Annotated in this window: 9 protein-coding genes and 1 tRNA gene (1 of these 10 cut by a window edge); 8 read left to right on the top strand and 2 right to left on the bottom strand. The window is 47.0% G+C overall.

Annotated features, from left to right (window positions below):
• Positions 1–29 (top strand) — tRNA-OTHER (locus tag HMPREF0673_RS12850); it begins 40 nt to the left of the window's first position.
• A partial coding sequence (locus HMPREF0673_RS14825; protein WP_007903311.1) for a hypothetical protein occupies positions 1–182 on the top strand: 182 nt, incomplete at its 5' end. The genes HMPREF0673_RS12850 and HMPREF0673_RS14825, both read left to right, overlap by 29 nt.
• 22 nt (positions 183–204) lie before the next feature.
• Positions 205–2,667, top strand: coding sequence for a phenylalanine--tRNA ligase subunit beta (gene pheT, locus HMPREF0673_RS12845; protein ID WP_007903310.1), 2,463 nt, complete (start codon positions 205–207; stop codon positions 2,665–2,667).
• 27 nt (positions 2,668–2,694) lie between these two features.
• Complete coding sequence (locus tag HMPREF0673_RS12840) at positions 2,695–3,432, top strand: YebC/PmpR family DNA-binding transcriptional regulator (protein WP_007903308.1); 738 nt, start codon at positions 2,695–2,697, stop codon at positions 3,430–3,432.
• 119 nt (positions 3,433–3,551) lie between these two features.
• Entirely contained in the window at positions 3,552–3,803 is a 252-nt protein-coding gene (locus tag HMPREF0673_RS12835; protein ID WP_040597044.1) for a TIGR03905 family TSCPD domain-containing protein, read from the top strand.
• A 53-nt stretch (positions 3,804–3,856) separates the two neighbouring features.
• Positions 3,857–4,684: a 1,4-dihydroxy-2-naphthoyl-CoA synthase gene (gene menB, locus HMPREF0673_RS12830; protein ID WP_007903305.1), complete on the top strand. Its 828-nt coding sequence runs from the start codon at positions 3,857–3,859 to the stop codon at positions 4,682–4,684.
• A 143-nt stretch (positions 4,685–4,827) separates the two neighbouring features.
• Here the strand turns inward: menB and HMPREF0673_RS12825 are convergent, their stop codons facing one another.
• On the bottom strand, positions 4,828–5,229 hold the full coding sequence (locus HMPREF0673_RS12825; RefSeq protein ID WP_007903304.1) for a hypothetical protein: 402 nt from the start codon (positions 5,227–5,229) through the stop codon (positions 4,828–4,830).
• Between the two features lie 84 nt (positions 5,230–5,313).
• Here HMPREF0673_RS12825 and lepA point away from each other — a divergent pair, with 84 nt between their 5' ends.
• A complete protein-coding gene (lepA, locus tag HMPREF0673_RS12820; protein WP_007903303.1) occupies positions 5,314–7,095 on the top strand; it encodes a translation elongation factor 4 in 1,782 nt (593 codons plus the stop codon).
• Positions 7,096–7,160: 65 nt separating this feature from the next.
• Positions 7,161–7,760, top strand: coding sequence for a Crp/Fnr family transcriptional regulator (locus HMPREF0673_RS12815; RefSeq protein WP_007903301.1), 600 nt, complete (start codon positions 7,161–7,163; stop codon positions 7,758–7,760).
• Between the two features lie 36 nt (positions 7,761–7,796).
• On the opposite strand, the gene HMPREF0673_RS12810 is transcribed toward HMPREF0673_RS12815, so the two are convergent.
• On the bottom strand, positions 7,797–8,195 hold the full coding sequence (locus HMPREF0673_RS12810) for an FKBP-type peptidyl-prolyl cis-trans isomerase (RefSeq protein WP_007903299.1): 399 nt from the start codon (positions 8,193–8,195) through the stop codon (positions 7,797–7,799).
• Position 8,196 lies beyond the last annotated feature (1 nt).

The following is an 8,196-nucleotide window of genomic DNA, read 5'->3' as shown; positions in this document are numbered from 1 at the left end:
GGTCGCAGGTTCGAATCCTGTCGCCCCGACTTAAAAAGAGAAATGTTTCAATGAAGCGTTTCTCTTTTTTTTATGCCTTTATTATTCATTTTGGCATTGCTATGCAACTCTTGCTACTTTTATCAAATATTATTTTGCTCACTTTCCTAAATTTTATTACTTTTGCACAAAGTTTCAAGTAGTAAACAAAAATAAATCAATATAATGGAGATTTCATACAAATGGCTTAAGGAGTATGTCGATTTCGACCTTACACCGCAGGAGACAGCCGACGCGCTGACATCATGCGGTCTCGAAGTGGACGCTCTTGAAGAAGTGCAGACCATCCGTGGCGGATTGAAGGGTCTGTACGTGGGCAAGGTGCTCACATGCGAACTGCATCCTAATTCAGACCACCTTCATATCACAACCGTAGACCTCGGCAAGGGCGAACCGCAGCAGATTGTTTGCGGTGCACCTAATGTTGCTGCAGGTCAGAAGGTTATTGTTGCCGACTTGGGCTGCGTGCTCTATGATGGTGACAGTGAGTTCACTATCAAGAAGTCGAAACTCCGCGGCGTAGAGTCTTTTGGTATGATCTGTGCCGAAGACGAGATAGGCGTGGGCACAGCTCACGACGGCATCATCGTGCTGCCGGAGGATGCTCCCGTTGGTCAGCCGGCTGCCGAGTACTATCACTTGGAGAGCGATTGGGTTATCGAGATAGATATCACAGCAAACCGCTCTGACGCTCTCTCGCACTGGGGCGTGGCACGCGATCTCTATGCTTGGCTCAAGCGCAACGGCCACAAGACATCGTTGCATCGTCCCGACTGTTCGGAGTTCAGCGTCGACAACAACGACATGCCTATCGACGTAGAGATTGAGAATACAGAGGCTTGCCGCCGCTATGCTTGCGTAAGCATCACAGGTTGTGAAGTGAAGGAAAGCCCAGAGTGGTTGCAGGACAAGCTGAAGATTGTAGGTTTACGTCCAATCAACAACATCGTCGATATCACCAACTACGTTATGATGGCATATGGTCAGCCAATGCACTGTTTCGATGCAGACATGGTAGAAGGCAAGAAGATTGTTGTGCGCACTCAGCCCGAAGGCACTAAGTTTGTCACTCTCGACGGTGAGGAGCACACTCTTGGCGAGCACGACCTCAGCATCTGCAACGCCAACGAGCCGATGTGCATCGCTGGCATCTTTGGCGGTAAGGGCTCCGGTACATACGACACAACAACAAATGTCGTTCTGGAGAGTGCCTACTTCCACCCGACGTGGATTAGAAAGAGCGCACGTCGTCATGGTCTGAGTACCGATGCAAGCTATCGCTTCGAGCGCGGCATCGACCCGAACGGCACTATCTACGCTCTGAAACAAGCTGCCATCCTCTGCAAGCAGTTGGCTGGCGGAAAGGTGAGCATGGAGATAAAGGACGTATATCCGTCGCCAATAGCTGACTCGCGTGTACAGCTCGACTACGAGTATGTAGACCGCTTGATTGGCAAGAAGATAGGTAACGACATGGTAAAGAGCATAGTCGAGTGCCTTGAAATGAAGGTAGTAGAGGAGACAGCCGAGGGTTTGTTGCTCGATGTTCCGGCTTATCGCGTAGACGTACAGCGTCCATGCGATGTTGTGGAGGACATTCTGCGCATCTATGGATATAATAATGTGGAGATTCCGACACAGTTGAAATCGTCGCTCACAATTCTCGGCGACGAGGACAAGGCATACCACTTGCAGAACGTGGTAGGCGAGCAGCTTGTAGGCTGCGGCTTCCGCGAGATTCTTAACAACTCGCTTACAAAGACAGCATACTATACCGAACTGAACCGCTATACTGAGGAGACAACCGTAAAGGTGATGAACCCGTTGAGTTCTGATCTCGGTGTTATGCGCCAGACTCTGCTCTTCGGTGGTTTGGAGAGCGTTGGTCGCAACGTGAACCACAAGATGCCTAACCTACGCTTCTTCGAGTTCGGCAACTGCTACCACTTCTCACCGGAGAAGAAGAATGACGAAGACCCGATAAAGGCGTATACCGAAGAGATGCATCTCGGCATGTGGCTCACCGGTAAGCGCGTTGAAGGCTCATGGGCACATGCCGACGAGCAGTCTACATTCTACGAGCTGAAGGCTTACGTGATGAATATCTTCACACGTTTGGGTGTTAACCCGGGCATCGTAGTTGCAGAGTCGTCTGACAACAACGTGTTCGGCAAGGCTCTCGCTTTGAAGGCACGTTCGGGCAAGGTGCTCTGCGAGATGGGTATCGTTTCGCACAAGGTGCTCAAGAAGATGGACATCGACCAGGAGGTGTTCTATGCAGACATCAACTGGGACAATATGATGCGTGCCATCAAGAAGAACGAGGTGCTCTATCACGACATCAGCAAGTTCCCGTCGGTTAGCCGCGACCTCGCATTGCTTCTCGACAAGAACGTACAGTTCGAGCAGATTGAGCAGATTGCACGTCAGACAGAGAAGAAGCTCCTCAAGAGCGTAGAACTCTTCGACGTATACGAAGGCAAGAACCTGCCGGAAGGCAAGAAGAGTTACGCCGTTAACTTCATTCTGCAGGACGAGACAAAGACTCTCAACGACAAGCAGATTGAGGCAATTATGACGAAGCTCATCAGCAACTTGAAGTCAAAGTTGGGAGCAGAACTCAGATAATAAACAATAAAAAAACAATATACAAAAATGGGAAGAGCATTTGAATATCGCAAGGCTACAAAGCTGAAGCGTTGGGGCCACATGGCTAAGACATTCACCCGTCTGGGTAAGCAGATCGCTATCGCTGTTAAGGCTGGCGGTCCGGAACCTGAGAACAACCCGTCACTCCGTTCTATCATCGCTACATGTAAGCGTGAGAACATGCCGAAAGACAACATCGAGCGTGCTATCAAGAACGCAATGGGTAAAGACCAGAGCGAGTACAAGGAAGTAACATACGAGGGATATGGTCCTCACGGTATCGCTGTGTTTGTTGACACGCTTACTGACAACACAACACGTACTGTAGGCGACGTTCGCTCGGTGTTCAACAAGTTCAATGGTACACTCGGTACAACAGGTTCGCTTTCTTACCTCTTCGATCACAAGTGTGTGTTCACATTCAAGAAGAAGGACGGCGTGGATATGGAAGAGCTTATCCTTGAGCTTATCGACTTCAACGTAGAGGACGAGTTTGACGAGGACGACGAGGAAGGTACAATCACTATCTATGGTGATGACGTAAAGGCTTACGCACAGATACAGAAGTTCCTTGAGGAGCAGGGTTTCGAGGATATCGGTGGCGAGTTTACATACGTGTCTAACGACCTTAAGGACATCGACGCTGAGCAGCGTGCTACTATCGACAAGATGGTTGAGCGCCTTGAGGAGTTCGACGATGTACAGAACGTTTACACAAACATGAAGCCGGAAGAGGCTGAGTAAGAGTAAGAATAAAAAATATTGAAAAGAGTGGTTGGCTACAGCCACTCTTTTTTAGTTGAACATAGATGTTCCGCAAGTATTGTTCCTGCGGAATGCTTCAGAAGATAACAATATTAGGTATGAATCATTTGGAGTACGTAACCTGCGGCACATGCAGCCGACTAATCACTGTCGACGTTGATGCTGACGATATCATCCGCAACCTCTCTTTCCTCGGCGGCTGCAGCGGCAACCTTAAAGGTATTTGCGCTCTCGCCATCGGCAAACCGGCTACAGAGATAAAGAATGCACTTAAGGGTATTACATGCGGTAGTAAGGACACAAGTTGTCCGGACCAGCTAGCTACAGCCTTGGAGCAGATGGGCTACTAATTTTGGTGCTGTCGTGACACAGCGCATCTTATTATATAATAAACAAGGAATATATGGAGACAAGAAACTGGAAAACCATTGAGGGTTTTGACTTTAAGGAGATTCTCTTCGAAGAATATAATGGTATAGCGAAGATTACAATAAATCGTCCGCGCTACCGCAACGCATTCACCCCACGCACCACGTGGGAGATGTCACAAGCCTTTGCATGGTGTCGTGAGGCGCAACGCATTAGCGTTGTAATCCTTACTGGTGCAGGTGACAAAGCGTTCTGTTCGGGTGGCGATATGCACGTGAAGGGACGTGGTGGTTATGTGGGTGAGGACGGAGTGCCTCGTCTAAATGTGCTCGATGTGCAGAAGCAGATTCGTTCGCTGCCAAAGCCGGTTATCGCTATGGTCAATGGTTACGCTATCGGTGGCGGTCACGTGCTTCATCTGGTGTGCGACCTTACTATTGCGAGCGATAACGCAATTTTTGGACAGACCGGACCGAAGGTGGGTTCGTTCGACGCAGGTTTTGGTGCAAGCTATCTGGCGCGTATCGTAGGTCAGAAGAAGGCTCGCGAGATTTGGTTCCTCTGTCGTCAGTACTCTGCTGTTGAGGCTGAGCGTATGGGTATGGTGAACAAGGTTGTGCCCTTCGACGAGCTTGAGGACACTTGCGTAGAGTGGGCAGAAACAATGATGGAGCGTTCGCCGCTCGCTCTGCGTATGATAAAGGCTGGTCTGAATGCGGAGCTCGATGGACAGGCAGGTATTCAGGAACTTGCCGGCGACGCAACAATGCTTTATTATATGCTTGATGAAGCACAGGAAGGTGGCAAGGCATTCCTCGAAAAACGCAAGCCCGACTTCAGCAAGTATCCGAAACTACCGTAATTTTTTCAGTTGAGAGTAGATTTTGTTGAGAATTGGGAGTTTATCCAATTTAGAATTTAGAATTTAAAGTTTATGATATGTATAATACCAACAACTTCAAAAACAATCATTGGTAATCATAACTCTCAACTCTCAACTCTTAATTACTTGTTGTACTCTTTTGGTGTGTACACTTTCTCGTAGTAAGTAACCTTTGGGTCTTTGCCCGAACGTAGTGTCCATGCAAAGTTGAAGCCTTCTTGTTTGTATGCACGCAACGATGTACTTTCGTCAACTTGCTTTATGAAGTTGTCAACAATCAGCTTGCGGTTTAACTCGAATATCTTTGCATCGTCCAAATCGTTCATTACAGATAAGTAATAATGATAGGTTCGCGTGTTGGTTTCAAAGACAACACTATCGGTACGCATATAGTTAAGAACTGGGGTAGGGCAGTTCTTTTCTGTGTATTCACGTGCCTCGCGCTGGGCGCGCTTTTCAATACTTTCGTGGCAACTGCAGAGCAGTATAGCACTTGCTATAGTACAATATAAAAACGTTTTCATTTTTCTTAGTTGTTTTTCTTATGCAAAGATACCTATTTGTCAGAAAAAATAAGTAAATTTGCACATAAAAACTGATATATATCAATGAATAATATAAGGAATTTCTGTATTATTGCTCATATCGACCACGGCAAGTCTACACTTGCCGATCGATTGTTGGAGCGTACACAAACAATCAAGATAACTGAAGGCCAGATGTTGGATAACATGGATCTGGAGCGTGAGCGTGGTATAACAATTAAAAGTCACGCTATTCAGATGGAGTACAAGCATAATGGCGAAACATACATACTGAATCTTATTGATACTCCGGGACACGTTGACTTTTCTTATGAGGTGTCGCGAAGCATTGCTGCCTGCGAAGGCGCATTACTCGTAGTCGATGCTACACAAGGCGTGCAAGCACAGACTATCTCTAACCTCTATATGGCTATCGAGCACGATTTGGAAATTATCCCCGTGCTCAACAAGATAGACATGCCGAGCGCAATGCCAGACGAGGTGGAGGATGAGATTATAGAGCTTATTGGATGTAAACGTGAGGATATTCTGCGCGCGTCGGGTAAAACCGGTGAGGGCGTCGACGAAGTGCTTGCTGCAATTGTAGAGCGAGTGCCGCATCCTAATGGTGACACGAAAGCTCCGCTTCAGGCGCTTATCTTTGACTCTGTGTTTAACTCGTTCCGTGGTATCATTGCTTACTTCAAGATAGAGAATGGCGAGATACGTAAGGGCGATAAGGTGAAGTTCTTCAATACAGGTATGGAATACGTAGCCGATGAGGTAGGCGTACTGAAGATGGATATGGTGCCTCGCGATGTGCTCAAAACAGGTGAGGTTGGTTATATCATCTCTGGTATTAAGGACGCAACGGAAGTGAAAGTGGGCGATACCATTACACATGTCACACGTCCATGCGATAAGGCGATTGCTGGATTTCAGGAGGTGAAACCAATGGTGTTTGCAGGTGTATATCCGATAGATCCGAGCGAATACGAAAACCTGCGTGCTTCGCTTGAGAAGTTGCAACTTAATGATGCCTCATTGACATTCGCTCCTGAGTCGTCCGTAGCTCTTGGTTTCGGTTTCCGTTGTGGTTTCCTCGGCCTCTTGCACATGGAGATTGTGCAGGAACGTCTTGATCGCGAATTTAATATGGACGTAATCACAACGGTTCCCAATGTGTCGTACATGGTATATGACAAACAAGGAAATGTGAAAGAGGTGCATAACCCATCCGGATTACCCGAGCAGACGATGATAGACCATATCGAGGAGCCGTATATCCGTTCTACTATCATCACGACCACCAACTTCATCGGTCCGATTATGACGCTCTGTCTTGACAAGCGTGGTGAACTTATCAATCAGGAGTACGTTAGTGGCAATCGTGTTGAGCTGCATTTCATGCTTCCGCTTGGTGAGATTGTTATCGACTTTTACGACAAGTTGAAATCAATAAGCAAGGGTTACGCGTCATTCGATTACCATATTGATGGTTTCCGCCCGTCGCGTCTTGCAAAGCTTGATATCCTACTCAATGGTGAACCCGTGGATGCTCTCTCCGCGCTCACACATCAGGACAACGCAGTGACCATTGGTCGCAAGATGTGCGAGAAACTCAAAGACCTCATTCCGCGTCAGCAGTTCGATATTGCAATTCAGGCAGCTATCGGTGCAAAGATTGTGGCTCGTGAAACTATCAAGTGTGTGCGCAAGGACGTTACAGCAAAGTGTTATGGTGGTGACGTCAGCCGTAAACGTAAGTTGCTTGAGAAGCAGAAGAAGGGTAAGAAGCGTATGAAGCAGATTGGCAATGTAGAGGTACCGCAGAAAGCATTCCTTGCTGTGCTTAAGCTCGACTAATTGACAGGTCTATTAGACTACTTATAAACAACTGTTTACTAAAATAATAGAAAGGAAAGTATCTTATGAAAGAGAAGTTCAACGCCAATACTCGCGACATTGCTCGCGAGTTGGCGCGAAGATACAGTACTATGACGCATGAAGAGCTTGATGCTCTTGAAAGTATTCTTGTCCCGATAAAGTACCAGAAGGGTGAATTGGTGCTTAAAGAGGGCGACGTGTGTCGTAATTTTTACTATATCGACCGTGGATTGATGCGTCAGTTCTACTTCAAGCATGGCAAGGAAGTGACAGAGCATTTGGGTCAGGACCATTCTATAGTGATGTGTATTGAGAGTCTCTTTAAGGAGGAACCGACACACCTGCAGATAGAAACCCTCGAACCCACTCTTGTATATGCTCTTCCAAAGGTTGACCTTGAGCGGGTAGCCCTGCACAATGTCAACATACAGATACTATACCGCAAGATACTTGAGGAGAGTCTTATCACTTCTCAGATACATGCCGACCTTGTGCGATTTGAGACAGCACAAGACCGCTACAAGAAGTTGTGCAAGCTCATGCCGCAGGTGGTGCTTCGTGCTCCGCTTGTGTACATAGCAAGCTATCTGCAGATGACACCGGAAACGTTGTCGCGTGTGAGAGCCTCAACACTTCTCGACTAATCTCAACTAATAAAAAAAGGAATAGTGTAGCAATTGCTACGCTATTCCTAATAATTCTATTTCAAAAATAAGTGTAGATCCGCCTGGTATTCCTGGTTGTGAGAATTTGCCATATCCCATGTTTGCAGGGATATACACTTCCCATTTATCGCCTACGCACATCTGTTGCATGGCTACAATCCAACCCTTTATCAAGTCGCTTAGGCGGAATGCTATAGGTGAACCACCACGGCTGGAGTCGAACTTCTTGCCGTTTATAGTGCGACCAGTGTAGTGAACCGTAACGATGGAACGTGGTGTAGGGTGTTTACCGTCGTTATTACCAGAACTTAACACCTTATAATATATACCTTCAGGAAGAACCATTACGCCTTCTTCCTCAGCCTTTGCAGCAAGCCAATCGAGGTTTGTCTTAGCATATTCGCGTTTATTCATT

The sequence above is a fragment of the Leyella stercorea DSM 18206 genome, assembly GCF_000235885.1.
In the GTDB taxonomy this organism is placed as follows: Bacteria; Bacteroidota; Bacteroidia; order Bacteroidales; family Bacteroidaceae; genus Prevotella; species Prevotella stercorea.
This window is presented reverse-complemented; position numbering and strand designations above follow the sequence as displayed.

Coding starts and splice junctions, on each gene's coding strand:
- HMPREF0673_RS12840 (WP_007903308.1), top strand. CDS start 2,695: ATGGGAAGAGCATTTGAATATCGCAAGGCTACAAAGCTGAAGCGTTGG.
- HMPREF0673_RS12835 (WP_040597044.1), top strand. CDS start 3,552: ATGAATCATTTGGAGTACGTAACCTGCGGCACATGCAGCCGACTAATC.
- menB (WP_007903305.1), top strand. CDS start 3,857: ATGGAGACAAGAAACTGGAAAACCATTGAGGGTTTTGACTTTAAGGAG.
- HMPREF0673_RS12815 (WP_007903301.1), top strand. CDS start 7,161: ATGAAAGAGAAGTTCAACGCCAATACTCGCGACATTGCTCGCGAGTTG.
- pheT (WP_007903310.1), top strand. CDS start 205: ATGGAGATTTCATACAAATGGCTTAAGGAGTATGTCGATTTCGACCTT.
- HMPREF0673_RS12810 (WP_007903299.1), bottom strand. CDS start 8,195: ATGAATAAACGCGAATATGCTAAGACAAACCTCGATTGGCTTGCTGCA.
- HMPREF0673_RS12825 (WP_007903304.1), bottom strand. CDS start 5,229: ATGAAAACGTTTTTATATTGTACTATAGCAAGTGCTATACTGCTCTGC.
- lepA (WP_007903303.1), top strand. CDS start 5,314: ATGAATAATATAAGGAATTTCTGTATTATTGCTCATATCGACCACGGC.